The sequence below is a fragment of the Rahnella sp. ATs2 genome (genome assembly GCF_051851855.1).
Lineage (GTDB): Bacteria > Pseudomonadota > Gammaproteobacteria > Enterobacterales > Enterobacteriaceae > Rahnella > Rahnella variigena.
In genome coordinates this window covers 200,082-225,125 of the sequence record NZ_JBLYPL010000010.1, presented here as the reverse complement: position 1 = coordinate 225,125, position 25,044 = coordinate 200,082, and the positions used below count along the sequence as shown (strand labels likewise).

Here is a 25,044-nt window from a genome sequence, read left to right as displayed (position 1 = left end):
GCCGAAGCGGGTTTTTTTTTGCCTGTCATTCGTGAAATGTTTACGCCGGTTTGCGGACCAGAATCACGAACATCAGGATAGCAATCGCGTAGCAGCCAAGAATGGTCAGCCCCATCGACAGCGCGGGCTGGCTGCCAAAGCCGGTCACCGGCACCGCCAGTGCGCCAAGCGCAAACATACAAACCCCGAGCAGTGCAGAAGCGCTGCCTGCGTTTTTCCCCTGACTTTGCATCGCCAGTGATCCGGCATTCGGGCCGATAATTCCTATCACCATCACTGAGAAGAACAGCGGGATCAGCAGCATCACCAGCGGCGCGTTAAGGCTTGCAGCGATGACCAGTGCAACGGATGCCACAGAGGCGATACCTAAACCGGCTTTCACCAGAGCCAGTTCACCAAAACGACGGCTCAGGCGGGTAGACACCTGGGCAGAAATTACCAGTCCGATGCCGTTTATTGCAAAGCACAGGCTGAACATCTGCGGGCTGAGATGGTAAATCTGTTGCAGCACAAACGGTGATGCGCCGATATACGCAAACATTCCTGCCATGATAAAGCCCTGTGTCAGGCACAAACCCATAAACGGACGGTGTTTCAGCAGTCCAAATACCGAGCCTAACATGCTGAAAATGCCGCCCTGCGAACGGCGTTCGGGGGCTAAGGTTTCATGCAGTTTCAGCGATGAGAAGCTGAACAGTAAGATGGCAATGAACGCCAGTACGCCGAATATTCCCCGCCAGTTCACCCAGTTCAGTAAGGCGCCGCCAAGTACCGGCGCGATAATCGGTGCCAGCCCGTTGACCAGCATCAGCAACGCAAAAAAACGTGTCAGCTCATGTCCGTTATATAAATCCCTCGCGACTGCGCGTGACAACACGGCACCTCCGGCACCGGCGATCCCTTGTAAAAGACGGGCGACAATCAGCTGACTGATATCCTGCGCCACGGCGCACCAAACTGACGCGGCCAGCAATAAAGCCAGTGACCATAATAAAGGTCGCATACGGCCATAGCGGTCACTCAGCGGGCCAAACAGTAACTGGCCGAAACCGAGGCCGAGTAAACCGGCGGTCAGACTAAGTTGCGCGCTGGCGGTTGTGGTATTCAGATCGCCTGCCATTTCTGGCAGAGCGGGAAGGTATAAATCGGTGCATAAGGGACCCAGTGCGGCGAGGGAGCCTAGCACCAGGGCATAACCGAGGCGTTTTTCTTGCAGATGAGCGCTCATGGTAAAGGTTTATTCCGGTTTGCTGGTGATTAAATCCGTTTCGAAGAGGCTCTGGAAGTAGCGATGGTAGATGGCTTCCAGAAGCTCCGCGTCGGCGTGAATTGTCGTCAGTCGACGAAATGCGGTGCCTTCACAAATCACTGCTAAAGTTTCCACTTTGGCCGTCATTTCAGCTTCTGAAAATTGCGGGAAAGTGGCACTGAGAAGAGACTTTGCTTCGTTGAACAATTGTTTTTCAGAGTCGCGCCAGATTTTTTCCACGACAGGATTGCGTGTGGCTTCTGCGGCCACTTCCAGCATTAATGCGTGGTCAATTTCTGCCTGTTCTTGCTGAACCACGCACAGTTCTTCTTTATAAGGCGCGCTGAGATTGCCAATCCGGCGGTAGGCCAGATTGTGTGCCACCTGCTGCAGATTGTGGGCATTGCCGGTCATCAGACTGATTTTTTTCATCACGATGCGGCGCACAATCTCTTCGATGATGGCGTCTTTATTCGCGAAATAGCGGTAAATCTGTCCCACGCTGAGCAGTGAAGTTTTAGCGATTTCAGCCATGCCGGCACCGTGAAAGCCGTGTTTGCGAAAACACAGGCGTGCTGCGGCAATAATCTGGTCGCGCCGTGCGCTGATGCGCGCGTCTTTACTGCATTGTTGTGGGTGAAGCATGATTTACCTGAGAATTTTGCGGACAGTGACTGTGAACGATCATTCTCAAGTATAGGCAATAAGGAGGAACAGGTAAATATTTGTATTATGAATGGAATGAAAAGTGACGTTTAGTTTCAGCGCCATTACGCACGACGCTGAAATGCAAACGGCGCAACCCAGAGGAATGCGCCGCTTACGGAAAAGGGAGAAGTGATAACACTACGGGCAAGGCATTGTTATTCAGGCAAAGTATGCCTGTAAAAAAGCGACAACAGTCAGAATACAGAGAGCAACAACCAGAAGCTCAGAAGACGTTTTTGGAACAGAAAACATGCCATACCTCGAAAATAGACCAGAGTGAACTGACGCTATTATCGGTACAGAAGATGAAGGAAACATTAAGAAACGTCGGAAGGATAAGAACCTGTGTCACAAATTTAGGGCAGCGATGCCTTTTGTCATAAAAAAAGCATCGCCGGAAGATAGTATCAGTGCGCGCTGAACCAGCTGACCAGCATGAAGGCCAGTAACGTCATGGCCAGGGAACCGGCAAGATTGAGCGCCATATTAAGCAGGGCGGCACCAAAACGGCCATCCTGTAACATGTACACGACTTCCAGTGAGAAGGTGGAGAAGGTGGTTAAACCGCCGCAAAAACCGGTGGTGATCAGCAGTTTCCACACCGGATCAATATGGGTCAGACGGGTGAAAAGGGCGATACACAGACCAATAATAAAAGCGCCGACCAGATTCACCGTCAGTGTACCCACGGGCAGAACCGGGCTCATCCCGTTCATTTTGAGGCTGACATACCAGCGAACCACGCTGCCAATACCACCGCCAATAAAAACTGCAAGTAAGGTGCTAAACATAGTAATGCCTTAAAAAAGCAGATGAATTCAGAAAGGGCCGGGCGCTAAGTTTACCTCGCGTCCTGAGGCTTGTGTAGCCACGATACAGAAACAGTATGTAACCAGGAAAATGCCATGCTAATCAGAGAAGGTGTTGTTTCAGACGCGCAGATTCTGGCGCAATTGCTGGGCGATTTGGATTATCCCAACACGCCGGAAGCCATAGCAGAACGTGTGGTAAAAATGGCGACGAACCCGGACAGTTGTCTGCTGGTCGCTGAGGCAGACGGCAAAGCGGTGGGTTTTATCTCGTTGCACTATATCCCGCAAATCGCCCTGGCCGGAGAATTCTGCCGTATCAGCTATTTATGCGTCAGTGACCAGTGTCGTGGCGGCGGTATCGGCCAGAAATTGCTGGATGAAGCAGAACGGCTGGCGGCGGAGCGCGGCTGTGACCGTATGGAAGTTCACAGCCATACCCGCCGCGTGCGCGCCCACCAGTTCTATGCGCGGGCGCAGTACGAAGAGTCGCCGAAATATTTGCTAAAAAAACGGTAAGTCATCAGGCACCCATTGCCAGAACCAAAGCATCGGCAATTAAATCAACCTGTTCCGGTTTCATCTGACTGGTACTGATACGGATAAACTGCCCCGGCCCGATGCGGCTGCGCTCGCCGGGAAGAACGGCAATCCCCCGCGCAGCCATGGTCACCAGTGCGAACTGCTCCGATGGCACCGGGATCCACATCGCCAGCCCGTCGCGTTCGGGAATGTTAATCCCGCGTATGCGTAAGGCATCGGACATGGCTTTACGGCGCTGTGCATACACACTTTTGGCGTGCGAAATACCTTCCTGCGTTTTCGGATCTTTAATCAGCCAGGCCAGTGCTTCCTGTAAAATACGGCTCGACCAGCCGGCACCAAAGTTACGGAATGATTTGATTTGTTTGATTAAATCTTTCGATCCTGAAATAACAGCCAGCCGCAAATCCGGCCCGTAAGCTTTGGAATAAGAGCGGACATGCACCGTCCGGTCAGACAGGCGACTGCCCATACTGAGCGGCGGATGACAGGACAATTGTCCGATGCCGTCATCTTCAATGATCAGCGTATTGCTCTGGCTGAGAATTTCCGCCAGCGCAGCATAACGCTCCGCATTGATGGCGTGACCGCAATGTGAGTGCGTACGGGGCTGATAAATAAACGCGGAAGGATTTTTCAGCAGCGCCTGAGCCAGGGATTCCGGCAACGGGCCGAACTCATCACATTTCACTGCAATGACCTGCGCGCCCAGATTGTCCAGCATATCCAGCAAACGGGTAGCGGTCGGATCTTCGATAGCCACCACGGAACCCTGCATCAGCAAGGTTTGCAGCGTCAGGTTCATCCCGTCAAAACCCCCATCCGCAGACATAAACGCCGGCGCGTCATAAGGCCAGTCGTGTTTAGCCGCTTCAAGCAAAGACGGCGCGATGGCCTCACGCTGATAACTGTTGAGATTATCAGCGCCAACGCCATGTTGCATGGCTTCGAGCAGGTTTGGCAGCAGCTCAGGATCCGGCGAAGACAGCGCCAGATCCGCAATGATATGTTCGCCAAAATTGCCGATTTTCTCGAACCGCGCCGGTCTCGGCGACAGCATGTCCCCGCACACCCAGACGCCGTTACGCCCGCGACCGGCGATCACTTTTTGTCTGCGGAGTTGCCCCCAGGCGGCGGATACCGTGGCCGGACTGACTCCCAGCGCCTGTGCCAGTTCGCGGACGGCGGGCAGGTGCGTTCCGATTTCAATCACGCCGGAGCGGATCATCGCCGCGGTTTCAATTGCAATGCCCCGCATGGATCGATCCTGTAATTGCGTCGCTAACCATTGTGCATCCAGCGTTTTTTCGAGGGGGTTTTCTGCCATTTTCTCGCATTTTGTTCAGTAACAAAGAATCTATTGTACATATTAATTTATGCCATTAGTATCAAACTTAGCCAGAGGAGGCGATAAAATAATCACATTACGATGAAGATGGTCTCCTTCGTAAAAGAATTTGGTGTGTTTGCCGGAAGGTTTGTAAACGCACAGTTGTTTTTCTGCATATCAACCATGCTGACACTTAAGGGGACAGATGTGACGATTACCATCAGGCTGGCAGTTCGTGACTGGGATTATTTTACGCCGCTGGCGTTGGGCGACCTCAAACCGGAAGGCTTTAATCTTGAAATCGATCGCGTGGGTACGCTGGTCGATAATCTGGGCAGCAGCGATAAATACGATGCGGGTGAAGTCTCTTTCAGCCGCTACGCACAAGGGCGTGCGCGGGGCGAATCCGATTTGCTGGCGATACCGCATTTCCTGATGCGCGGTTTCCGCCAGCGTTGCATTATCACCCGCGAAGACAGCCCGCTGACCGAACTTTCTCAGCTGGCAGGTAAACGTATCGGACTGACCGGCTGGCAGGATTCCGGCAATACCTGGACCCGCACGTTGCTGGCGCTGGAAGGCGTGGGCATTGAAGATGCGAACTGGTATGTCGGTCGTCTGACCGAAGCGCATCCGGTTGTGGATCGTCTGGCCGGTTTTGGTCGTGAAGGCCGTATTGAAGTGGTGCCGGAAGAACGCCCGATGATGGAGTTGTTGCAGGAAGGCTGGCTGGACGCGATTTTCACGCCCTTCATGCCTGACGGTTTCTTCAAGCCTGACTCCGGTTTTCGTCAGTTCCAGCCGGATTTCCGTGCCGCCGAACTGGCCTATTTTAATCGCGTCGGTTACATCCCTGGCATTCACCTGCTGGCGATCAAACCCGCACTGGCCGAAGAACACCCGTGGTTACCGCAGGCACTGAGCGAAATTATCGACCGTTCTTATCAGGTCTGGATGGATAAGCGTGCTAAATATGCCGATACCACACCGTGGTTGCTGGACGATTTACGTCGTACGGTCATCGATTTACCTGCGAACTGGAATGCAAACGGTTACGCGGCCAACGAGAAAATGATCGACGATTTTGCTCATGAATTACATGCTCAGGGGCTGACGGCTAAGCGCCTGACGCCGCAGGAGTTGTTCCCGCAATTTGCCAATACTATCTAACCACTTGCCTGAACTCTCAGGCGACAGGGGAGTAAAGATGAAAGTTGCATTAGGTCAGTTTGCCGTTTCCCGCGAATGGGAAGCGAACGTCGAAACTTGTCTTTCGCTGATGGCGAAATCGCTGGAAGCGGGCGCGGATTTACTGGTATTGCCGGAAGGCATTCTGGCGCGCGACATCACCGATCCGGATCTGGTTTTGAAAGCGGCTCAGCCTCTGGATGGCCCGTTTGTCAGCCAGCTGGTCGCCGCCAGCCGTGGCAATCAGATGACCACCATGATGAGCGTGCACACGCCGGCACCGGACGGTCGTGCGTATAACGTGCTGATTTCCATCCGTAATGGCGAAATTATCTCTGAATACCAGAAGCTGCATCTTTATGATGCCTTTTCTTCACAGGAATCGAAAAACGTTACGGCTGGCGATGAAGTGCCGCCGCTGGTCAATGTCGCCGGTTTTAACGTCGGCCTGATGACCTGTTATGACGTGCGTTTCCCGGAACTGGCGCGGCGTCTGGTGCTGGATGGCGCAGACGTGCTGGTTCTGCCTGCCGCGTGGGTGAAAGGCCCGCTGAAAGAAATGCATTGGGAAGTGCTGGTCACGGCGCGCGCACTGGAAAACACCACTTATATGGTAGCAGTGGGCGAGTGTGGCGAGCGTAATATCGGCAACAGTATGGTGGTCGATCCGCTGGGTGTGGCCATTGCCCGCGCAGCAGAAGCCCCGGCGCTGGTGTTTGCCGAACTGGACAAAGATCGTCTGGCACATGCCCGCAAGGTGTTACCGGTGCTGGCAAATCGCCGCTTTGGTTTACCGCAATTGCGTCAGGACTGATTTCGCTGCCGGTCCTCAACGGCGGCCACTGATTTCATGCAGTACCGCGCCCTCACCAGGGAATGCGTTTGTTTTATAAATAAAAGGCTAAAGCTGTTTTTAATAGCCATAGTAAAAGCTTCGAAAAGAAGCATCCGGAATCCCGCCACGGAAGGCACTCACTATAAATACACAACATTCATAAACTCACAGACCGACTTTTTCGACAGAGGAAATAAGAGAATGATGGCAAAAAAATTACGTCAGGCTGCTGTTCTGACTGCTGCATTACTTTCCGTATCTTCCATGAATGCCCGGGCTGCTGAAAATGTGACCATCCCGACGCAGACGATGGATCCGGCGATCCACGCTAAATTACCTGCGGATATTCAAAAGTCAGGCGTGATGACGTCGGTGAACAACGGGTCATTCCCTCCGTATGAAATCGTCACCGGCGCAAACGGTCTGGACGGTGCAAGCGCCGATCTGGCACACGCGCTGGCCGAAGTGTTAGGTGTGAAAATTGAACATGCTTCCGTGAGCGGTTTATCTGGCATCCTCAGCGGTATGGCGGCAGGTCGTTACCAGATGGGCATCGGCCCGATTGGTGACTATCCGGATCGTCAGGCGAAAAATGATTTCATTGATTTTGTGAAAGAATACGTGGTGTTCGGCGTACGCAAAGGTAATCCGGAAAAGATCACTTCTCTTGATGATACCTGCGGTAAACGCATCGCTGTCATGGCGGGCGGGTCCGCTGAACAGGTTATCCGCAAGCAATCGGATGTGTGTGTGAAAGACGGTAAACCGGCAGTCACTGTGCAATCTTTCAGCGATCAGCCGACGTCAATTCTGGCTGTGCGCTCAAACCGTTCCGACGCGTTCTTCTCTTCTCAGGCACCGCTGACCTATTTCGTGGAAAAAGCCAACGGCCAGCTTGAGCTGACCGGCACCGGTAAATCCAACGGATTTGGCGATATCTTCCAGGGCACTGTGGTGGCCAAAGATTCTCCAGTGCGTGATGCGATCCTTGCCGGTTATCAGAAATTGTTCGATAACGGCACTTACGCCATCATCATGAAAAAATGGGGGCTGGAAGGCAATATGATCCCGGCACCGGGCATCAACCTGGCAAAGGCGCAGGCTAAATGACTGATAAACCGTATAGTTCAAAGCCGGCAGTCAAGGACGACTATACGCAGGATCCACGACGTAACGTTGAGTTTTCCCATGCACCGCGGAATTACGGTCGCTGGATTGCCTGGATAGTGGTGGTGCTGATTGCCGCGGATGTTCTCTGGGCTGTCTCTCACAATCCCAATTTCGAATGGCATGTGGTGGCGCAGTGGTTTACGGAAGGTACAGTCATCAAAGGCCTGGGCGTCACGCTCGGCCTTACCGTGGTCTCAATGGTGCTCGGTGTTTTCATCGGCCTGATGCTGGCGATTGCCCGATTGTCCGACAGCATGCTGCTGCGAAGATTGGCAGGGTTGTACATCTGGTTCTTCCGCGGTACGCCGCTGCTGGTGCAATTGCTGTTCTGGTACAACATGTCGACGCTGTTCCCTCGGGTGGTGATTGGTATCCCGTTTGGTCCGCAATATTTGAGCTGGAATACCAATGATCTGATCACGCCGCTGACGGCAGCGATTGCCGGTCTGGCGCTGAACGAAGCGGCGTATATGGCGGAAATCATCCGCGCCGGTTTGTTATCGGTGGATAACGGTCAGGCGGAAACTGCGCAGGCGTTCGGCATGAGCCGTGGTCGAGCGTTGCGCCGGATCATCATTCCGCAGGCGATGCGTTCGATTATCCCTCCGACCGGTAATCAGCTGATCAGCATGATTAAAGCGACGTCGCTGGTCAGTGTTATCGCCATGGGTGATTTGCTGTATTCGGTGCAAACCATCTATAACCGCACCTTTGAAGTGGTACCGATGCTGATGGTGGCCGTGATCTGGTATCTGTTTATCACGTCATTGCTCAATCTCGGTCAGTCGGCGATAGAACGCTATTATTCCCGGGGTACGCGCCGGACGTTGCCTAATGCGAAGCGACGTCAGGGTAATGCGGAAGAAAAAACCGCGCCGATCATTAACTCGCCGGGTCTGGCCCGAAAGGAGGACTTATGAGTCAACTATTATCCGACGCACAGTCATCCGAACCGGCATCGCTGGTGACAGCCCGTAACGTGCATAAAAGTTACGGCGATAATGAAGTGCTGAAAGGCATTGATCTGGATGTGAAACCCAGCGAAGTGGTGGTGATACTCGGGCCGTCAGGCTCAGGTAAATCGACATTCCTGCGCTGTATTAATCATCTGGAAGATATCGATCGCGGCTCTATTATGGTGGGCGGTGAGCAAATCGGTTATGAGCTGCGCGGCGATCGTTTGCATAAATTGCCTGAACGGGCGATTGCGCGTCAGCGCCGGGATATCGGCATGGTGTTTCAGCAATTCAATCTTTATCCGCACATGACCGTGCTGCAAAACATTATTGAAGCCCCGGTTGGCGTGCATAAAGAAAGCCGTCAGGACGCAGAGAAATATGCACGTGAGTTGCTGCAAAAGGTCGGGCTGAGCGATAAGGCCGATGCGTATCCGCGCCATCTTTCCGGCGGACAACAACAGCGCGTCGCGATTGCCCGTGCGCTGGCAGTGAAACCTAAACTGATGTTGTTTGATGAACCGACTTCAGCGCTTGACCCTGAACTGGTGGGCGAGGTGCTTGCGACTATGCGCGATCTGGCGCAGCAGGGGCTGACCATGATTGTGGTCACCCATGAAATCGGTTTTGCGAAAGAAGCAGCGGACCGAGTGGTGTTTATGGATCGCGGGGTGGTGGTTGAGCAGGGCGCGGCAGATGAGGTGCTGGTGAATCCCCAGCATCCTCGCACGCAAGCATTCCTGAGCCGCTTCATCTGATAACGGCGGGCAGAACACGGGAAAGCGATAGTTTTACTCTGCTATTTCAACCCGGTTCCGCCCGTTTTTCTTCGCCTCAAACACCACATGGTCGGGCGGGCTAATCGGGCGTGTAAAACGGGTCGAAATCAAAGTCGAAGTGGTTTTGCTGTAAATAAAGACAGAATTACTTTATGAGCAGGCTATTCACGCTCATAATAGCTCACTATGGTCATAATGCGCACAGTTCTGGATCCGTTCTGTTACATTTTCGGGTTGTATTAACGTCGCGAATGGCCGTTAATAACGACAAATTGTCACTGCTGTTTTCCAGCACTCAGTGTAAAGAAGGTATGTATGGAAGGTCTAAGTATTACTAAATTGTTGGTGGTCGGCGTGCTGATCGTCCTGTTGTTCGGTACCAGCAAACTGCGTTCTCTGGGCGGCGACCTGGGTGCAGCACTGCGTGGCTTCAAGAAAGCCATGAATGATGATCCGGCTCCGGCAGCTGCTGAAAAAACAGCAGAAGCTAAACCGGCTGAACGCGTAGAGCACAAAGACTGAGTCTGACTCAATCACGTTTTCCGGGCATGAAAAAAGGTTGTTCTCACGAACAACCTTTTTTGTTTTCGGCGATAAGAAGTAACAAAATATTAAACGCAGTGCCGGAGCACCACGTCAGACTTTATTTAACTTCTAAGCCTTTGGCTTGCAGATCGGCGTGATAAGAAGAACGCACGAACGGACCGCAGGCTGCATGGGTGAAGCCCATTTCCATCGCCGCTTCTTTCATCTGGTCAAACTCTTCCGGGCTCACGTAACGCTGTACCGGCAGGTGGTGACGGCTTGGCTGTAAATACTGGCCGAGCGTCAGCATGGTCACACCATGGCGACGCAGGTCGCGCATCACTTCGATGATTTCTTCGTTGGTTTCACCCAGACCGACCATCAGGCCAGATTTGGTTGGGATTTCCGGGTGCGCTTCTTTAAAGCGTTGCAGCAAGGTCAGTGACCATTCGTAGTTCGCGCCAGGACGAACCTGACGGTAAACGCGTGGCACGTTTTCCAGATTGTGGTTAAACACATCCGGCGGGCTGGCATTGAGAATGTCCAGTGCGCGATCCATACGGCCACGGAAATCCGGTACCAGCGTTTCGATTTTGATTGTCGGGTTTTTCGCGCGGATTGCCGTAATACAATCAGCAAAGTGCTGAGCACCGCCGTCGCGCAGATCATCACGGTCAACAGAGGTGATAACCACATAACGCAGACCCATATCCGAGATGGTTTGCGCCAGTTTTTCTGGCTCATTGGTGTCTGGTGCGGTCGGACGACCATGTGCCACGTCGCAGAACGGGCAGCGACGGGTACAAATAGCGCCCAGGATCATGAAGGTCGCGGTGCCGTGGTTGAAGCATTCGGAAAGGTTAGGACAAGCCGCTTCTTCACAGACAGAATGCAGGCCGTTCTTGCGCAGCGCTGATTTAATGCCCTGAATTTTCGTTGAGTCGGCAGGTAATTTGATTTTCATCCATGCCGGCTTACGTAACATTTCCTGCCGGTCACTGACCACGGTTTTCACCGGGATTAACGCCATCTTGTCTGCATCGCGGTATTTGACGCCGCGTTCCATCTGAATCGGTTTACTCATAATCTCGCAGCTTCCAGGTTTGTCACTCGTTACCCGAGTTTTTTCAGGACATTCAATGAACTGGCTGATTCATCAAAAAAAGTAGAAATAATGCGGAAATTATATCATTGAAGCATCCCTGCGTTCAGCCCTTCGTCATGGCCTGAAGTGCTAAATGCTGCAATTATTTAACCTTAAACAAGAATAATTCTCGAAAAACCAACCCTGTAATGATTCCAGTGGATTGAAAATATTAACTTTTTCCACAAGCACCCCCTGCCGGAGAGAGGGTGTTAATGGTGTGTAAATATTTTTTCGCAGCAGGTTTTATGACGCAGTTTTGAATCGATGAAAATCATTCCGCTGAAGAGGAATAGTGTTCAATCTGCCACGGCAGATATTCAACCTGCTGATAATCAAGGCGATGGTTAAAGGATTTCACCAGAACAGGCATGACCTGATCGACTGTTAATCCCGGCATTTCCAGACTGGCCTGAGTCATTTCGAGACCGGCATATCCGCAGGGATTGATCCGGTGGAACGGCTCCAGATCCATATCAATATTCAGAGCCAGACCGTGTAACGAACAGCCTTTGCGAATGCGCAAACCAAGCGAACAAATCTTCTTGCCATCGACATAGACACCCGGCGCGTCAGCACGCGGATAAGCGTCGATAGAGAAATACGCCAGCGTATCCACTACCGTTTGTTCGATAGCGGTGACTAATTGGCGGACGCCGAGCTTTTTGCGCTTGAGATCCACCATCACGTACATCACCTGCTGACCGGGACCGTGATACGTCACCTGACCGCCGCGATCACTCTGGATAACCGGAATATCGCCGGGCATCAGAACATGTTCAGCTTTGCCTGCCTGACCCTGCGTAAAGACACGCGGATGCTGAACCAGCCAGATCTCGTCAAGCGAGTCAGCGTTACGGTGTTCAGTGAAGTGGTGCATGGCCAGAGAAACGGGCTCATAAGGCTGAAGGCCAAGCTGGCGCAGTACGATACGTTCTTGCGGGTTATGTGGTTGCACGGCAGTTATCGTCAGTCAGGGAAGGGGAGAACGCGCGACAGTGTTGTGGCTCCCGCGCGTATCGGTCAGAAAGGGCTTACAGCACCATGCGGACAATTTCGATATTGCCCAGCTCATCGTACAGGGTCTCGACCTGATCGATGTGGGTGGCAGTGATCGTAATAGAAACGGAGTGATAATTCCCTTTACTGCTCGGTTTTACCTGAGGATTGTAGTCACCAGGCGCATGGCGTTGCACGACTTCCACAACCTGGTCCACCAGCTCGGGTTGTGCCAGGCCCATTACTTTGTAAGTAAAGGGACAAGGGAATTCGAGCAGTTCGTTCAGTTTGGTTTTCATGTGCACTCCAGCGTGTTGTACAGCGTATTAAGTTTTGTCTCTGAAAGTATAACTCCCGCCGTAGCGGGAGCCATAATCTATACCGGTTATATGGGGATTGTTGCAAACTTTTTCAAGCAGCCACTTAACCGAACCAGTGGTGGAACATCAGTTTGATGTAATCCACGATGCGACCAAAGAAGCCGCCTTCTTTCACTTCGTTCATCACCACCAGAGGGCGCTCATCAATGGTTTTACCATCAAGCTGGAAGTTGATTGAGCCAACCACCTGATTTTTCTGCAACGGCGCGTGCAGTTCAGGAGTGTTCAGCACGTAGCTGGCTTTCAGGTCTTTCATACGGCCACGTGGGATGGTCAGGTATGCATCTTTTTCGACACCCAGCGCGACACGGTCGGTATCGCCAAACCAGACTGGCTCAGAGGCAAACTCTTTCCCGGCTTTCAGCGGAGAAACCGTTTCGAAGAAGCGGAAGCCCCAGGTCAGCAGCTTTTTACTTTCAACTTCACGACCTTTGTAGGTGTGACCGCCCATGACGGCAGAGATCAGACGCATCTGGCCTTCAGTCGCGGAAGCCACCAGGTTGTAACCTGCTGAATCGGTATGACCGGTTTTAATGCCGTCAACATTCAGACTGTTATCCCACAGCAAACCATTACGGTTCATCTGGCGGATATTGTTGAAGGTGAATTCTTTCTCTTTATAGGTGGCGTATTCTTCCGGCACGTCACGGATCAGCGCCTGACCAATCAGCGCCATATCACGGGCGGAGCTGTACTGACCGGCGGCATCAAGACCATGAACGGTACCGAAATGGGTATTTTTCAGACCCAGCGCGTTCACGTAGTTGTTCATGATGGCGACGAAAGCGTCCTGGCTGCCGGCAACATGGTCGGCCATCGCCACACAGGCGTCATTACCTGATTGCAAGATAATACCGCGGTTCAGTTCAGAAACCGGCACGCGATCGCCTGGTTTTAAGAACATCAGGGAAGAGCCTTTGAACACCGGATTGCCGGTTGCCCAGGCGTCCTGACCGACGGTCACGATATCGGTTGGAGAGATTTTGCCGGCTTTAATAGACTGACCAATAACATAACTGGTCATCATTTTTGTCAGGCTGGCAGGGTCGCGGCGTGCGTCGGCATTCATTTCTGCCAAAACTTTACCGGAGTTGTAGTCGATCAGGACATAGGCTTCAGCATCAATTTGCGGAACGCCAGGGATCATTGTTTTTAAATTAACATCGTCGGCATAGGCGGACGCTGCACTTAAAGTGATTACGGTGCCAAATGCGAGGCTTTTGACTAAACGTGAAGTATTTACAAGTTTCATGATCGGGACAACAACATCCGTGGGAGTAAGTGATAAACGTGCGCCACTATAGCAGAAGAGTCATAAGTCAGACATCTTCGATTACCGGCGCTTACTGATTTTTACTTATAAGACAGAGCTCTTATTAGACAGAGCACTTATAAAAACGGGGCCGCAGCCCCGTATTTCTAAATTACATACTGGCAGTGACGAAAGACTGCTGCTGGGCTTCGCTGGCCAGTCGCTGTTTCAGCTGTTCTGCCTGCTGGCGGGTGCTGAACGGACCAAGCTGCACGCGATAGGTGCTGCCATTGGCCTGGACTTTACCGGGTACAGAGAAACGCTGGCTGAGGCTTTTTTGCCACAGTTGCGCATTCTGAGGATTGCTCAGTGCGCCAACCTGTACCATAAATCCCGAGGAAGGAACGGCAGTGGTATGCGCAGGCGCTGCGGAGGCCGCAGTTGCTGCTACCGGCGCGGCACTGGCGACAGCAACCGGTGCTGCCACCGGTTCGCTGCCTTCTAACACCCCCTGACGCAGAGGTGTTGGCGCACTCAGAAATCCGCCGCTGCCGCTGTTACCGGACATCGTGGTCGCTGCTGGTGCAGAGGCTACGGCGGCGTTGTTATCTTCTTCATTGGTTAATGGCGCAGCATTCGGATTACTCAGGGTGCTGTTGCTGATCGGACGCACATCTGACGTATCGACCGGTTGAGCGCTCAGCGTTGGCGTGCCCATGCTGCTGGCACCTAAACTTGGACGTGACGGCAGGGCGTAAGATTGTTTAGCGACAGTCGTACCAATCGTACCCGGTCCGGACAATGTGCCGTCTTGTGCCACATTAATGAAATCGATACGGACTTTAGTGCTGTTGGTCAGATTCAGGCGATCTGCGGCCGCCTGTGACAGGTCAATGATTTTGCCCGGCACATAAGGACCACGGTCGTTAACACGCACAACCAGCATACGGCCTGTTGCCATGTTGGTGACGCGAACATAGCTTGGGATCGGCAGTGTCGGGTGCGCGGCGGTCATGGCACTCGGGTCGAATTCTTCACCGATTGCCGTGGTGTTGCCGCCATTTTCCTGACCGTACCAGGCAGCCTGACCGACCTGAGAGAAGTTAGACGGGTCTTTGATGATCTTATAGGTTTTACCGTTAACGGTATAATCCTGCATCGTGCCCTGATTATAAGGTTCGTAACGCGGATCAGCCCCGCCGATTTCCACCACAGGGCCGTTATAGGCTTGTTGCGGTGCCGGTTGTTGTTGCTGGGTATCTTCAGTGGCGCAACCACTTAACAGCAAACCGATAATGACAGCTCCAAGCCACTCCTTACGCATTGCTCACCTCTATAAATTTTTTGACAACATTTTTCGATGAGTATGTATCGACATGACGATACCAAACCCTGCCATTAGCACGATGAGTGCTGACCCGCCATAGCTGACCAGAGGCAAAGGTACCCCAACTACCGGGACAATACCACTGACCATGCCGATGTTAACAAAGACATAAACGAACAGAATCAGCATCAGTCCGCCGGACATGACACGCCCGAAAGTTGTTTGCGCATTGGCGGCGATCACCAGACCACGCATGATCAGGCACAGGTACAGCCCCAGCAGCACCAGCACGCCAATCAGGCCCAGTTCTTCGGCCAGTACGGCAAAGATAAAGTCGGTGTGTCGTTCCGGCAGGAATTCCAGCTGTGACTGCGTACCGTGCAGCCAGCCTTTACCGGATAGTCCGCCCGAACCGATAGCAATTTTCGACTGAATAATATGATAGCCGGCTCCCAGCGGATCGCTTTCCGGATCGAGGAGCATCATTACGCGATCACGCTGATAATCGTGCATCAGGAAGAACCACAAAATCGGGATAAACGCGGCAACCAGAATGGCAGCGACGGCGATCAGTTTCCAGCTCATACCGGAAAGAAACAGCACAAACAGACCTGAGGCGGCAATCAGAATCGAGGTGCCGAGATCGGGCTGCGCGGCCACCAGCAGGGTAGGGATAAAAATCAGCGCCAGTGCGATAGCGGTATTTTTCAGTGACGGCGGACAGACGTCGCGGTTGATAAAGCGCGCGACCATTAACGGCACGGCGATCTTCGCCAGTTCCGACGGCTGGAATTTGATAATCCCCAGATCCAGCCAGCGCTGCGCACCTTTACTGATACTGCCGAACGCATCTACCAGCACTAACAGGAAAACGCAGAAGATATAAAGATAGGGCGCCCAGCTTTCATAAACGCGCGGGGGAATTTGCGCCATGACCAGCATGATCACCAGACCCATCAGGATCTGGCCGATTTTACGCTCCATCATGCCCATATCCTGACCGCTGGCGCTCCACATGACAAACGCACTGTACGTCAGCAGCGCAAGTATGATCAGCAACATCGTCAGGTCGATATGCATTTTCGACCACAATGATCTTTTCTGTTGGTTCTCAGTCATTGACGGTTAATCACCTTCGGTTCCCGGCGGCGCTGGCGCGTCAGCCGGTAATTGTGTCGTATTGTCGCCCAGTAAAATATGGTCGAGTATCTGGCGGGAAATGGTCCCCACTGCCGGACCCGCACCGCCGTTCTCCAGCACCACGGCCACGGCCACGGTCGGTTTATCGTACGGTGCGAAAGAGGTCATCAGCTTATGGTCACGCAGATGCTCAGCGATTTTATGCGCATTATAGATTTCATTGGCTTTCAAACCGTAAACTTGTGCTGTCCCCGATTTGGCCGCTGCTTTGTAAGGCGCATCAGCAAAATATTTGCGCGCAGTCCCGTTTGGTCGGTTAGCTACGCCGTACATCCCGTCTTTGGCAATTTCCCAGTAGCCGGAATGGATATCACCAATTTGCGTGGTTTCCTGTTGCTTATAAGGCACGAGCTGCCCGTCAACTTTGGTACTCAGCAGTAAATGCGGCGTTTTGACATTGCCGTCATTAATCAGCGTGGTCATGGCCTTCATGATTTGGACCGGTGTTGCTGTCCAGTAGCCCTGACCGATACCGACCGGAATGGTGTCGCCCTGATACCACGGCTTTTTGAAGCGTTTAAACTTCCAGTCACGGTTTGGCATATTACCGCTGCGTTCTTCCGATAAATCGATGCCGCTGTAGTGTCCGTAACCAAATTTGCCCATCCACTCGGAAAGACGGTCGATGCCCATATCATAAGCCACCTGATAGAAGAAGGTATCAGCCGATTCCTCAAGTGCTTTGGTGACGTTCAGACGACCATGACCCCAGTGTTTCCAGTCGCGATAACGCTTGTCAGATCCCGGCAACTGCCACCAGCCCGGATCGAACAACGACGTGTTTTTAGTGATTACGCCCGAGGTCAGTGCTGAAACTGAAATGTACGGTTTCACGGTCGAGGCCGGCGGGTAAACACCCTGTGTGGTACGGTTAATCAGCGGTTTGTTCGGGTCGTTAAGAAGACCGCTGTAATCCTTACTGGAGATGCCATCCACAAACAGGTTCGGATCATAACTTGGGTTAGACACCAGCGCGCGGATCGCCCCATCGCGTGGATCGGTCACCACCACCGCGGCACGGCTGCCGGTCAGCAACACTTCAATGTATTGCTGCAAAGGCAGGTCGATAGTCAGGTAAATATCTTTCCCCGCCTGAGGCGGTTCTTCGTGAAGCTGGCGGATAACGCGGCCGCGGTTATTAACTTCTACCTCTTCGTAGCCGGTTTTACCGTGCAGGGTATCTTCGTAATAACGCTCAATGCCGAGCTTACCAATGTCGTGCGTCGCCGCGTAGTTGGCGAGAATACCGTCTTTATCCAGACGTTCTACGTCGCGGTCGTTAATTTTCGACACGTAGCCGATCACGTGCGTCAGTGCAGAGCCGTAAGGATAATAGCGACGCTGATAGCCTTTGACTTCAACGCCGGGGAAATGAAACTGGTTCACGGAGAAACGCGCGACCTGAACTTCGGTCAGGGCTGTTTTTACCGCTATTGAAGTGAAACGCCGCGAGCGCTGACGTTCTTTCTTGAAGTTTTCGATATCTTCATCGGTGAGATCAACAATCGGTCTGAGGCCTTCGAGCGTGGCCTGCAAATCGTCAACCTTTTCCGGCACCAGTTCCAGCTGATAAATCGTCCGGTTCAGCGCCAGCGGGGTGCCGTTGCGGTCATAGATAATCCCGCGGCTTGGCGCAATCGGCACCAGCTTGATGCGGTTATCGTTGGAACGGGTTTGGTAATCCTGAAACCGGACGATTTGCAGGTTATAGAGATTGAAGGCCAGGACACCGCTAAGTAGCAGAATGCCGATGAACGCCACCAGTGCACGGCGCACAAAGAGGGCTGATTCAGCCGTATAGTCGCGAAAAGGGTTACGATCTATTTTCATCCCACTACTTAATTCATGTTGCTGACATTCACCACCCGTTATTCGCGGTGGTATGGATGATTAGTGGTAATACTCCAGGCACGGTAAAGACTTTCCGCGACCAGAACCCGAACCAGCGGGTGAGGAAGTGTCAACGGAGAGAGCGACCAGCTCTGTTCCGCCGCCGCCTTGCAGGCCGGAGCTAATCCTTCCGGACCGCCGATCAGCAGGCTGACATTACGTCCGTCCTGTTTCCAGCGTTCCAGTTGCTGCGCCAGTTGCGGGGTTTCCCACGGTGTCCCTGGAATATCCAGCGTCACGATGCGATTCCCTTTTCCGACCGCGGCCAGCATCAGCTCGCCTTCTTTCTCAAGAATGCGTTTGATATCCGCGTTCTTTCCGCGCTTCCCTGCCGGAACCTCAGTCAGTTCAAACGGCATGTCTTTAGGAAAGCGGTGCAGATAATCGTTAAAACCGGTTTGTACCCAGTCAGGCATTTTAGTGCCGACGGCGACAAGTTGCAGCTTCACGCATCAGCCCCAGAGTTTCTCAAGCTCATACAACTGACGGCTTTCTTCCTGCATAACATGAACGATCACTTCGCCCAGATCGACAACGACCCAGTCAGCTTCGTTGATGCCTTTCACGCCCATCGCATCGAGACCGACGGCTTTGATTTCTTCAACCAAATGCCCGGCGATGGACATAACATGGCGGCTTGATGTGCCGGTACAAATAATCATGCAGTCAGTGATGCTTGATTTACCTTTAACATCAATGGCAATGATGTCTTGTGCTTTCAGGTCGTCGACTTTATCGACAACAAAATCTTGGAGCGCTTTACCTTGCAAAGGTTCCCCCTGGGGATGTTTGAAACAATTGACACCACAAGACGTTCGCCGGTGCGGCACCGAAGCGACAATCAGTCTCATGATGGATAAACATAGCGGTTATCAGGAAAACAGCCTAAAACGTTTAACAATCAATACATTGTATTGGTGAGTCACGTAGCGTTATCGAGAGCCGAAATTAAGCGGCGCAGTATAGCACGCGTTCGCTACTGGCGGTACAAGCCCTGCGATTCAATATAGTGCTCAACGGCTGCTGGCAGTAAATCTGAGCAATCTAGCCCCGCATGGCGCCGTTCCCGGATTTCTGTCGCTGAAATATCCAGCAGGGGCGTATTGGCCTGATAAATGAATCCGCAGGGTTTCTGTTTCAGCTTTTCAGCATCAGTCACCCGGTGGGCGTCATACCATTTCTGTAATTCTGGCGTATCGAGACGCTCTTTGTATCCCGGACGCGCCATCACCACCAGATGACAGAAATCCAGCAGTGACGCCCAGCGGTGCCATTTATGCAACGTCAGCAATGAATCCTGCCCAATGATAAACGCCAGCGGGCAATCATCGCCATGTTCTTTACGTAACGTTGCAAGTGTCTCGATGGTGTAGGAGGGCGTATCCACCATCAGTTCGCGGGGATCAACAGAAAACAGCGGATCGGCGGCGACGGCAAGCTCAACCATCTGCAGGCGTTGTTGCGCCGTGGCCTCGGGCTGCGGACGATGCGGCGGGACATTATTGGGCAGCAGGATAACCTGATCAAACCCGGCGATATTCGCCAGACTGGCCACCGGTTTCAGATGACCGTAATGGATCGGATCGAACGTGCCGCCAAAAAAGGCCAGCAACGGTGCTGGGCCGGAGGAAGAAGTAAGAGAGGTGTTACGCGGCATAACGGATACCTGACTTCAATACGAACCCAAACCAGCGAAATGGGTGGGTAATGGTTTTCCACATAATAGCATGGAGAGGCTTTCAAGCTCCGACCAGACTGACTGACCGTAATCTTGTTTTAGCGTAATCTCCATTTGAGTCAGTAAACGTACGGCCTGAGAAAGTTGCGCTAGCGATAAGCGTTGCAGTGCCTGTGTCACCAGTGCCCGGCGATTTTGCCAGACTTTTTGCTGATCAAACAATGTGCGGAGTGGCGTGTTATCCATTTTACGTTTCAGATTCAACAGCATCAGAAGTTCACGTTGCACGGTGCGCAGTAAAATAACCGGCTCGCTGTCTTCCTGTTGCAGCTGACGCAAAATGTGCCAGGCACGTTTACTTTTACCCGCAAGCAGAGCATCCAGCCAGTGATATGGCGTAAAATGTGCAGCATCATTCACGGCTTCTTCCACGCGTGGCAGCGTGAGTTTACCATCCGGATAAAGCAGGGAGAGGCGCTCCAGAGACTGCGCTAACGCCAGAAGGTTGCCTTCGTAGCAGTAACACAAAAGCTGGTTGGCGGGCTCATCAAGCTCCAGAGATAACTCTTTCGCACGGCGTGAAACCCAGCGCGGCAACTGAGCCTGTTCGGGCGTCTGGCAACTGATGAAAACGCCTTTGTCACTCAGCGCTTTAAACCATGCACTGTTTTCCTGAGCTTTGGTCAGCTTAGTTCCGCGTAACAGCAGCAGGATGTCATCATGCAATAACGTCGTGAGCTTAAGGAGTTGTTCGGCAACCGGCGCTGTCGGACCATTTTCGGGCAGGATAAGCATCAGGGTCTGACGGCTGGCGAAAAGGCTGAGCGCCTGGCAGATGCTGAAGATTGATTCCCATTCAGTATGGTTATCGATGATAAAGGTGTAATGCTCTTCGAAATTAGCCAGCTGCGCCGCTTTGCGGATGCTGTCCTGACTTTCCTGCAGCAACAAAGGATCGTTGCCACATAACACATAACAAGCGCGCAGCCCCTCACGGAGCTGCGCGGCAAGTTGTTCCGGATAAACTCGGATCATTTTACAGACGTGCTGGACGACGTCGTTGGTGGTACCTCTTTGGTATCCTCAGACGACTTGCTGCCAGCGGATGTACTGGTAGAAATGACTTCTACCTCACGTCCGCCGACATCTTCAGCTTTATGCAGTTCAGACGCATGAACGGTCAGCAACTTACGGATCAGTTGCTGTGCAGCCTGCTGACGCATTTCCTCGATAATAATGTCCTGCTCATTATCTTTTGCCAGCGCCGTTAACGGGTTGTCAAAGAACGAACGGAACACTTTTACGTGGAGTGGATAAATGTCTTTACCCGGCATCAGTACGGTGGCATTGATGTTCATTTCCATCTGGTACTCAGCGGTTTTACCGTCCTGGAAGATCGACGCAGTCGTCTGACCATAGGATTCCGCACCAATGCGCAGCGACGGGATATCTTTACGCTGCTGCGTCGTTGGATCATCAACAATGGTCACATTGCTAAGACGCAGCTGAGTCCTGATATTACGAGTCATCGGACCATACGGATCCCCACTGTCTAAAACGATTGTTTGCAGTTCGTCGGGAACGTTGGTTTTTCCACGTAAATGGAATCCGCAACCTGCTGTCACCATAACTGCGGCGGTCAGCAGCAGTGTCACTAAGGGATGTCGCACAGATCCTCCTTGACTCAACCTACAACCAGGTTAAGAAGTTTGCCCGGGACGTAGATTACTTTGCGAACCGTAACCCCATCCAGATATTTTGCGACCAAATGCTCTTCTGCCGCACGCTCGCGCACTTGCTGCTCGGTAGCATCAGCGGCTACGGTGATTTTAGCACGCACTTTACCGTTCACCTGTACCACGACCAGCTTAGAGTCTTCAACCATTGCCTTTTCGTCAGCCTGTGGCCACGGCGCGGTATCGACATCGCCTTCACCTTTCAGTGACTGCCAGAGGGTGAAGCAAACGTGTGGAGTGAACGGATAAAGCATACGCACAACCGCCAGCAACGCTTCCTGCAGCAACGCACGATCCTGTTCGGTCTCTTGCGGCGCACGCCCCAGCTTGTTCATCAGCTCCATCACGGCTGCAATAGCGGTGTTGAAGGTCTGACGACGGCCGATATCATCGGTCACTTTAGCGATCGTTTTGTGCAGGTCGCGACGCAGATCTTTTTGCGCTTCGTTCAGAGAAGCTGCGTCCAGATCAACGGTAGCGCCTTTTGCAGTGTGCTCGAAGGCCAGTTTCCAGACGCGTTTCAGGAAGCGGTTTGCCCCTTCAACGCCTGATTCCTGCCATTCCAGCGTCATTTCAGCCGGTGAAGCGAACATCATAAACAGACGCACAGTATCGGCGCCGTATTTATCTACCATGACCTGCGGGTCGATGCCGTTGTTTTTAGACTTGGACATCTTGCTCATGCCGGCATAAACCAGCTCGCGGCCCTGCGGATCAGTGGCTTTAGTAATGCGGCCTTTTTCGTCACGCTCAACCGTGGCATCTGTCGGAGAAACCCAGATACGTTCGCCGTTGCTGCCGGTGTGGTAGAAGGCGTCAGCCAGAACCATACCCTGACACAGCAGACGTTTTGCCGGTTCGTCAGAATCAACCAGACCTGCGTCACGCATCAGTTTGTGGAAGAAGCGGAAATACATCAGGTGCATGATGGCGTGTTCGATACCACCGACATACTGATCAACCGGCAGCCAGTAGTTGGCAGCAGCCGGATCCAGCATACCTTCGTCATATTGCGGGCAGGTGTAACGCGCGTAATACCAGGAAGATTCCATGAAGGTATCGAAGGTGTCGGTTTCACGCAGACCAGGGATACCGTTCACGGTGGTTTTCGCCCACTCAGGATCGGCTTTGATCGGGCTGGTGATACCATCCATTACGACGTCTTCCGGCAGAATAACCGGCAGTTGATCTTCTGGTGTAGGAATAACGGTACCGTCTTCCAGCGTGATCATCGGGATTGGTGCACCCCAGTAACGCTGACGGGAAACACCCCAGTCGCGCAGGCGGTAGTTGACTTTGCGCTGACCTACGCCCTGAGCAACCAGTTTGTCGGCAATGGCATTAAAGCCGTCTTCGTGGCTCAGACCGTCAAATTCGCCTGAATTGAACAGCGTGCCTTTCTCTGTCATCGCTTCTGCGCTGACGTCAGGCTGGCTGCCATCAAGATTCAGGATAACCGGTTTAATTTGCAGGTCATATTTAGTGGCGAATTCCCAGTCACGCTGGTCGTGACCTGGAACGGCCATCACGGCGCCGGTGCCGTATTCCATCAGAACGAAGTTAGCGACCCAGATTGGCAGCTTTTCACCAGACAGCGGGTGAATAGCAAACAGACCGGTTGCCATGCCTTTTTTCTCCATTGTTGCCATTTCTGCTTCGGCAACTTTGGTATTGCGGCATTCATCGATGAAATCGGTCAGGGCAGGATTGTTTTGTGCACCCTGTTGCGCCAGCGGATGACCCGCAGCCACGGCGACATAAGTCGCGCCCATGAAGGTGTCCGGACGGGTGGTGTAAACCGTCACTTTTTCGTCGCTGTCTGCCACGTCAAAAGTGATTTCCACGCCTTCGGAACGGCCAATCCAGTTGCGCTGCATGGTCTTAACCTGCTCTGGCCAGCTTTCCAGCGTGTCCAGATCGTTAAGCAGCTGATCGGCGTAATCGGTGATTTTGATAAACCACTGAGGGATTTCTTTGCGTTCTACTTTGGTATCACAACGCCAGCAGCAGCCATCGATAACCTGTTCGTTCGCCAGAACAGTCAGGTCATGCGGGCACCAGTTCACCGCGGAGGTCTTCTTATAAACCATGCCTTTTTCATACAGCTTGGTGAAGAACCATTGTTCCCAGCGATAATAATCCGGTTTGCAGGTCGCCACTTCGCGATCCCAGTCATAGCCGAAGCCCAGCAATTTAAGCTGGTTCTTCATGTATTCGATGTTTTCGTACGTCCACGGAGCAGGCGCAGTGTTGTTTTTCACCGCAGCACCTTCAGCAGGCAGGCCGAAAGCATCCCAGCCGATTGGCTGCAGAACGTTTTTGCCAAGCATACGCTGATAACGGGAAATCACGTCACCGATGGTGTAGTTGCGCACGTGTCCCATATGGAGACGACCCGACGGGTAAGGCAACATGGAGAGGCAGTAGTATTTCTCCTTGCCAGGCTGTTCGGTAACTTTGAAGGTTTGCTTCTCTTGCCAGTGAAGCTGAACGTGTGACTCGATGTCTTCTGGACGGTATTGCTCTTGCATGGCGGCCGGTGGTCCTGTGAGTGAAAACAGCTACGCCTGTAGCTCAAAAAGTTTTAATCAAAAGATCCGCATAGCATAGCTGATAAGCGGATGGTGCAACAACACCCAGCGAAGGCTAAAGGGGATTTCTGTCCGCTATTGGCGCAATATTCATAATCTGCGAGCCGGCACGACATAATCTGCGCAACGGATCAGGGATTTACGGCTAAAATAAAGTCAATGCGCTTTCGTCGGGCAAATGATCACGTCAGTTCAAGGAGAAGAAATTATGAGCAATATTACGCAATCTTACCGCCAGCTGGTGGCTTCACTCACTGAACGGTTAAAAAATGGGGAACGTGATATCAGCGCGCTGGTGCAGGATGCCCGTATTGAGCTGCAAAACGAAGGCAAACTGTCTGAAATCCAGATTGAACAGCTAACGTCAGCGGTAAGACGCGACCTGCATGAGTTTGCGCGCAGTTATTCTGAAAATCAGCAGGCAGTAGCAGAAGCTGAAGATGACGGCACGGACAGCGTATTTATGCGGGTGATTAAAGAAAGCCTGTGGAAAGAGCTGGCGGATATGACCGACAAAACCCAGCTGGAATGGAAAGAAGTGTTTAAAGATGTCAGCCATCACGGGATTTATCACAGCGGGGAAGTGGTCGGGCTGGGGAATCTGGTCTGTGAAAACTGTCATTTCAATTTAGCGGTGTATACGCCGGAAATTCTGAGCAAATGTCCTAAGTGCGGCCATACAGAGTTTACGCGCCGTCCGTTTGAGCCTTGATTATCAATAATCAGCCCCGCAAATGCGGGGCTGATTTGTTCCT

25 protein-coding genes are annotated in these 25,044 nt (G+C 52.5%); 8 read left to right on the top strand and 17 right to left on the bottom strand.

Annotated features, from left to right (window positions below):
• Nucleotides 1-40 precede the first annotated feature (40 nt).
• The 3 genes from ACJY2G_RS13330 to crcB form a co-directional block, all read right to left on the bottom strand.
• On the bottom strand, nucleotides 41-1,228 hold the full coding sequence (locus ACJY2G_RS13330) for a multidrug effflux MFS transporter (protein ID WP_430318943.1): 1,188 nt from the start codon (nucleotides 1,226-1,228) through the stop codon (nucleotides 41-43).
• 9 nt (nucleotides 1,229-1,237) lie between these two features.
• Nucleotides 1,238-1,894, bottom strand: a complete 657-nt coding sequence (locus tag ACJY2G_RS13325; RefSeq protein WP_120160320.1) for a TetR family transcriptional regulator — start codon at nucleotides 1,892-1,894, stop codon at nucleotides 1,238-1,240.
• Nucleotides 1,895-2,364: 470 nt separating this feature from the next.
• On the bottom strand, nucleotides 2,365-2,748 hold the full coding sequence (gene crcB, locus ACJY2G_RS13320; protein ID WP_112287619.1) for a fluoride efflux transporter CrcB: 384 nt from the start codon (nucleotides 2,746-2,748) through the stop codon (nucleotides 2,365-2,367).
• A 114-nt stretch (nucleotides 2,749-2,862) separates the two neighbouring features.
• Here crcB and ACJY2G_RS13315 point away from each other — a divergent pair, with 114 nt between their 5' ends.
• Nucleotides 2,863-3,285: a GNAT family N-acetyltransferase gene (locus ACJY2G_RS13315; RefSeq protein ID WP_112287620.1), complete on the top strand. Its 423-nt coding sequence runs from the start codon at nucleotides 2,863-2,865 to the stop codon at nucleotides 3,283-3,285.
• Between the two features lie 4 nt (nucleotides 3,286-3,289).
• Here ACJY2G_RS13315 and ACJY2G_RS13310 read toward each other — a convergent pair whose 3' ends face one another.
• The gene (locus ACJY2G_RS13310) at nucleotides 3,290-4,636 is read right to left on the bottom strand and encodes an aminotransferase class I/II-fold pyridoxal phosphate-dependent enzyme (RefSeq protein WP_430318944.1); all 1,347 of its coding nucleotides are present in this window, start codon (nucleotides 4,634-4,636) and stop codon (nucleotides 3,290-3,292) included.
• A gap of 210 nt (nucleotides 4,637-4,846) precedes the next feature.
• Between ACJY2G_RS13310 and ACJY2G_RS13305 the strand changes: the two genes are divergently transcribed.
• From ACJY2G_RS13305 to tatA, 6 genes are all read left to right on the top strand, one after another.
• Nucleotides 4,847-5,809 (top strand): nitrate ABC transporter substrate-binding protein, encoded by a 963-nt coding sequence (locus ACJY2G_RS13305; protein ID WP_430318945.1) that lies wholly within the window; start codon nucleotides 4,847-4,849, stop codon nucleotides 5,807-5,809.
• Nucleotides 5,810-5,846: 37 nt separating this feature from the next.
• On the top strand, nucleotides 5,847-6,641 hold the full coding sequence (locus tag ACJY2G_RS13300) for a deaminated glutathione amidase (RefSeq protein WP_120160326.1): 795 nt from the start codon (nucleotides 5,847-5,849) through the stop codon (nucleotides 6,639-6,641).
• Between the two features lie 222 nt (nucleotides 6,642-6,863).
• Entirely contained in the window at nucleotides 6,864-7,772 is a 909-nt protein-coding gene (locus tag ACJY2G_RS13295; RefSeq protein WP_430318946.1) for an ABC transporter substrate-binding protein, read from the top strand.
• A complete protein-coding gene (locus ACJY2G_RS13290) occupies nucleotides 7,769-8,752 on the top strand; it encodes an amino acid ABC transporter permease (RefSeq protein WP_430318947.1) in 984 nt (327 codons plus the stop codon). Before ACJY2G_RS13295 ends, ACJY2G_RS13290 begins: the two co-directional genes overlap by 4 nt.
• The gene (locus ACJY2G_RS13285; protein ID WP_112287625.1) at nucleotides 8,749-9,546 is read left to right on the top strand and encodes an amino acid ABC transporter ATP-binding protein; all 798 of its coding nucleotides are present in this window, start codon (nucleotides 8,749-8,751) and stop codon (nucleotides 9,544-9,546) included. Before ACJY2G_RS13290 ends, ACJY2G_RS13285 begins: the two co-directional genes overlap by 4 nt.
• A 336-nt stretch (nucleotides 9,547-9,882) precedes the next feature.
• A complete protein-coding gene (gene tatA / locus ACJY2G_RS13280) occupies nucleotides 9,883-10,089 on the top strand; it encodes a Sec-independent protein translocase subunit TatA (protein ID WP_112287626.1) in 207 nt (68 codons plus the stop codon).
• A gap of 121 nt (nucleotides 10,090-10,210) precedes the next feature.
• Here the strand turns inward: tatA and lipA are convergent, their stop codons facing one another.
• The 13 genes from lipA to leuS form a co-directional block, all read right to left on the bottom strand.
• Nucleotides 10,211-11,176, bottom strand: coding sequence for a lipoyl synthase (gene lipA, locus ACJY2G_RS13275; RefSeq protein ID WP_095921145.1), 966 nt, complete (start codon nucleotides 11,174-11,176; stop codon nucleotides 10,211-10,213).
• 334 nt (nucleotides 11,177-11,510) lie between these two features.
• On the bottom strand, nucleotides 11,511-12,194 hold the full coding sequence (gene lipB, locus ACJY2G_RS13270; protein ID WP_430318948.1) for a lipoyl(octanoyl) transferase LipB: 684 nt from the start codon (nucleotides 12,192-12,194) through the stop codon (nucleotides 11,511-11,513).
• 76 nt (nucleotides 12,195-12,270) lie between these two features.
• Nucleotides 12,271-12,534, bottom strand: a complete 264-nt coding sequence (gene ybeD / locus ACJY2G_RS13265) for a DUF493 family protein YbeD (protein ID WP_013576500.1) — start codon at nucleotides 12,532-12,534, stop codon at nucleotides 12,271-12,273.
• 124 nt (nucleotides 12,535-12,658) lie between these two features.
• On the bottom strand, nucleotides 12,659-13,867 hold the full coding sequence (gene dacA / locus ACJY2G_RS13260; protein ID WP_112287628.1) for a D-alanyl-D-alanine carboxypeptidase DacA: 1,209 nt from the start codon (nucleotides 13,865-13,867) through the stop codon (nucleotides 12,659-12,661).
• A 172-nt stretch (nucleotides 13,868-14,039) separates the two neighbouring features.
• Nucleotides 14,040-15,191 carry an endolytic peptidoglycan transglycosylase RlpA gene (gene rlpA, locus ACJY2G_RS13255; RefSeq protein ID WP_430318949.1) on the bottom strand — a complete coding sequence of 384 codons (1,152 nt, stop codon included), beginning with the start codon at nucleotides 15,189-15,191 and terminating at the stop codon, nucleotides 14,040-14,042.
• A gap of 9 nt (nucleotides 15,192-15,200) precedes the next feature.
• Nucleotides 15,201-16,313: a peptidoglycan glycosyltransferase MrdB gene (gene mrdB, locus ACJY2G_RS13250; RefSeq protein WP_112287630.1), complete on the bottom strand. Its 1,113-nt coding sequence runs from the start codon at nucleotides 16,311-16,313 to the stop codon at nucleotides 15,201-15,203.
• A gap of 6 nt (nucleotides 16,314-16,319) precedes the next feature.
• Nucleotides 16,320-18,224, bottom strand: a complete 1,905-nt coding sequence (mrdA, locus tag ACJY2G_RS13245; protein ID WP_113876061.1) for a peptidoglycan DD-transpeptidase MrdA — start codon at nucleotides 18,222-18,224, stop codon at nucleotides 16,320-16,322.
• Nucleotides 18,225-18,262: 38 nt separating this feature from the next.
• The gene (gene rlmH / locus ACJY2G_RS13240) at nucleotides 18,263-18,733 is read right to left on the bottom strand and encodes a 23S rRNA (pseudouridine(1915)-N(3))-methyltransferase RlmH (RefSeq protein WP_112287631.1); all 471 of its coding nucleotides are present in this window, start codon (nucleotides 18,731-18,733) and stop codon (nucleotides 18,263-18,265) included.
• Nucleotides 18,734-18,736: 3 nt separating this feature from the next.
• Nucleotides 18,737-19,054, bottom strand: coding sequence for a ribosome silencing factor (rsfS, locus tag ACJY2G_RS13235; RefSeq protein WP_015698163.1), 318 nt, complete (start codon nucleotides 19,052-19,054; stop codon nucleotides 18,737-18,739).
• Nucleotides 19,055-19,260: 206 nt separating this feature from the next.
• A complete protein-coding gene (gene nadD, locus ACJY2G_RS13230) occupies nucleotides 19,261-19,941 on the bottom strand; it encodes a nicotinate-nucleotide adenylyltransferase (RefSeq protein ID WP_113876060.1) in 681 nt (226 codons plus the stop codon).
• 15 nt (nucleotides 19,942-19,956) lie between these two features.
• Complete coding sequence (holA, locus tag ACJY2G_RS13225; RefSeq protein WP_113876059.1) at nucleotides 19,957-20,997, bottom strand: DNA polymerase III subunit delta; 1,041 nt, start codon at nucleotides 20,995-20,997, stop codon at nucleotides 19,957-19,959.
• Nucleotides 20,994-21,632, bottom strand: coding sequence for an LPS assembly lipoprotein LptE (gene lptE / locus ACJY2G_RS13220; protein WP_165353134.1), 639 nt, complete (start codon nucleotides 21,630-21,632; stop codon nucleotides 20,994-20,996). Before lptE ends, holA begins: the two co-directional genes overlap by 4 nt.
• A 14-nt stretch (nucleotides 21,633-21,646) precedes the next feature.
• Nucleotides 21,647-24,229, bottom strand: a complete 2,583-nt coding sequence (leuS, locus tag ACJY2G_RS13215) for a leucine--tRNA ligase (protein ID WP_129638369.1) — start codon at nucleotides 24,227-24,229, stop codon at nucleotides 21,647-21,649.
• Between the two features lie 268 nt (nucleotides 24,230-24,497).
• Here leuS and ACJY2G_RS13210 point away from each other — a divergent pair, with 268 nt between their 5' ends.
• Entirely contained in the window at nucleotides 24,498-25,001 is a 504-nt protein-coding gene (locus ACJY2G_RS13210; RefSeq protein WP_112287636.1) for a zinc ribbon-containing protein, read from the top strand.
• The last annotated feature ends 43 nt before the right edge of the window (nucleotides 25,002-25,044 follow it).

Bases quoted from the DNA above. Each gene is read 5' to 3' on its own strand.
- ACJY2G_RS13330 (WP_430318943.1), bottom strand. From the start codon at position 1,228: ATGAGCGCTCATCTGCAAGAAAAACGCCTCGGTTATGCCCTGGTGCTA.
- ACJY2G_RS13325 (WP_120160320.1), bottom strand. From the start codon at position 1,894: ATGCTTCACCCACAACAATGCAGTAAAGACGCGCGCATCAGCGCACGG.
- crcB (WP_112287619.1), bottom strand. From the start codon at position 2,748: ATGTTTAGCACCTTACTTGCAGTTTTTATTGGCGGTGGTATTGGCAGC.
- ACJY2G_RS13315 (WP_112287620.1), top strand. From the start codon at position 2,863: ATGCTAATCAGAGAAGGTGTTGTTTCAGACGCGCAGATTCTGGCGCAA.
- ACJY2G_RS13310 (WP_430318944.1), bottom strand. From the start codon at position 4,636: ATGGCAGAAAACCCCCTCGAAAAAACGCTGGATGCACAATGGTTAGCG.
- ACJY2G_RS13300 (WP_120160326.1), top strand. From the start codon at position 5,847: ATGAAAGTTGCATTAGGTCAGTTTGCCGTTTCCCGCGAATGGGAAGCG.
- ACJY2G_RS13295 (WP_430318946.1), top strand. From the start codon at position 6,864: ATGATGGCAAAAAAATTACGTCAGGCTGCTGTTCTGACTGCTGCATTA.
- ACJY2G_RS13290 (WP_430318947.1), top strand. From the start codon at position 7,769: ATGACTGATAAACCGTATAGTTCAAAGCCGGCAGTCAAGGACGACTAT.
- ACJY2G_RS13285 (WP_112287625.1), top strand. From the start codon at position 8,749: ATGAGTCAACTATTATCCGACGCACAGTCATCCGAACCGGCATCGCTG.
- tatA (WP_112287626.1), top strand. From the start codon at position 9,883: ATGGAAGGTCTAAGTATTACTAAATTGTTGGTGGTCGGCGTGCTGATC.
- lipA (WP_095921145.1), bottom strand. From the start codon at position 11,176: ATGAGTAAACCGATTCAGATGGAACGCGGCGTCAAATACCGCGATGCA.
- ybeD (WP_013576500.1), bottom strand. From the start codon at position 12,534: ATGAAAACCAAACTGAACGAACTGCTCGAATTCCCTTGTCCCTTTACT.
- dacA (WP_112287628.1), bottom strand. From the start codon at position 13,867: ATGAAACTTGTAAATACTTCACGTTTAGTCAAAAGCCTCGCATTTGGC.
- rlpA (WP_430318949.1), bottom strand. From the start codon at position 15,191: ATGCGTAAGGAGTGGCTTGGAGCTGTCATTATCGGTTTGCTGTTAAGT.
- mrdB (WP_112287630.1), bottom strand. From the start codon at position 16,313: ATGACTGAGAACCAACAGAAAAGATCATTGTGGTCGAAAATGCATATC.
- mrdA (WP_113876061.1), bottom strand. From the start codon at position 18,224: ATGAAAATAGATCGTAACCCTTTTCGCGACTATACGGCTGAATCAGCC.
- nadD (WP_113876060.1), bottom strand. From the start codon at position 19,941: ATGCCGCGTAACACCTCTCTTACTTCTTCCTCCGGCCCAGCACCGTTG.
- holA (WP_113876059.1), bottom strand. From the start codon at position 20,997: ATGATCCGAGTTTATCCGGAACAACTTGCCGCGCAGCTCCGTGAGGGG.
- leuS (WP_129638369.1), bottom strand. From the start codon at position 24,229: ATGCAAGAGCAATACCGTCCAGAAGACATCGAGTCACACGTTCAGCTT.
- ACJY2G_RS13210 (WP_112287636.1), top strand. From the start codon at position 24,498: ATGAGCAATATTACGCAATCTTACCGCCAGCTGGTGGCTTCACTCACT.